Source organism: Polaribacter sp. (assembly GCF_965656025.1).
Taxonomy (GTDB): Bacteria; Bacteroidota; Bacteroidia; order Flavobacteriales; family Flavobacteriaceae; genus Polaribacter.
In genome coordinates this window covers 7,241-8,675 of the sequence record NZ_CBFHJT010000081.1, presented here as the reverse complement: position 1 = coordinate 8,675, position 1,435 = coordinate 7,241, and the positions used below count along the sequence as shown (strand labels likewise).

Sequence of the window (1,435 nt, the reverse complement as noted above, 5' to 3'; positions counted from 1 at the left end):
TATGGCAAAATGGAATGTTTGGAGAGAATTTAACGATTGATGATTTAGACGAAACCAAAATACATCAAGGAGATACTTTTAAGGTGGGTGATGCCATTTTAGAAGCTACTGTGCAGAGAAATCCCTGTTACAAATTAGGTATCCGTTTTAACGACATGAAAATTGTAAAACAATTTTGGAATACTACTTTTTGTGGTGTGTATTTTAAAGTGATACAAACAGGATTTGTAAAAGCAGGAGATGAGTTTACACAACTAAAATCTTGCCCAGAAAACCCAACTATTGCTGAGCTATATGTTGCTAAAAGAATTGCAAAAGGGATGTAAATATTGAGTCTGTCATTCCTGCGTAGGCAGAAATCTATAAAAATTTTTTTTTAAAAAAAAGATGAATCACTAAACTTATTAGATGGGAAATAAAATCATACAGAATATAAATTCTAAGAAAAAAATCAGTATTTAAAACTACGGACTATTTTTATGCTCCTAGATCCAAGCTTATTCCAAATGAAATTTTGTAAGTCAGAAAGTTTCGTTTTAAACCTTCTCCTCTTTTTGATGCAAAAATCGCGTTAATTTCATCGAAAGATCTAACAAAATAATTTTTGCGTTTCCATTCCTTTCAATATGATACATAGCGTCATTTAACTCCTTCTCGATATTTAAAATATTACCTGCATGCACAAAAGGCGCAAATTTAGACAAATCGAAACCCGTTTTCGTTTCCATAAAAACCAACTGCTCAGATTTGTAATTTAACAACAGGGCTTGTCTAAAAAACTGCAAACAATACTCTAAAAAACGCTTTTGAGTTTCACGCCCTGTTTTTGCAATAGTTTCTGACCAAGAAATTAATTGTTGCACAACAGCAGCGTTTCCTTTGGCTCTAAAAGCAGTTCTAATCCAAGCAATAAACCATTCTTCAAAAACTAAATCAGCAGCGTCATTATGCATTAAGTGGATGGCTTTATTATAATTACCTTCTGCTTGATGTGCAATTTTTGCAGCTTCATTTGTACCACAATTTTCTCTTTCTATCAATGCTTTTGCAATATCTTGTTCTGCCAAAACAGGAAAATGTAATGCCTGACAACGCGATTTTATCGTATTAATAATCTTTTCTTCATTTTCGGTAATTAAAATGAAAACCGTTTTATTTGGGGGCTCTTCAATAAGTTTTAAAAGCTTGTTGGCTGCAGCAATATTCATTTTTTCTGCCATCCAAATAATCATCACTTTAAAACCACCTTCGTAACTTTTTAGTTGTAATTTTTTAACAATATCTTCTGCCTCATCAACCCCAATATTACCTTGTTTATTTTCAACCCCTATATATTGTAACCAATTAAATAAGCTGGCATAAGGTTGTTCTGCAATAAAATTGCGCCAATCTTCTAAAAATAAATTACTTACAGGATGTTTTTTTACGCTATCGT

Annotated in this window: 2 protein-coding genes; one reads left to right on the top strand and one right to left on the bottom strand. The window is 32.1% G+C overall.

Features of this window, described 5'->3' with window-relative positions:
• On the top strand, positions 1–326 hold a 326-nt coding region (locus tag ACTG3S_RS12845; RefSeq protein ID WP_439129743.1), incomplete at its 5' end, for an MOSC domain-containing protein.
• A 210-nt stretch (positions 327–536) separates the two neighbouring features.
• On the opposite strand, the gene ACTG3S_RS12840 is transcribed toward ACTG3S_RS12845, so the two are convergent.
• Positions 537–1,435, bottom strand: an 899-nt coding sequence (locus tag ACTG3S_RS12840; protein WP_439129742.1) for an ATP-binding protein, incomplete at its 5' end; no start/stop codon positions are given.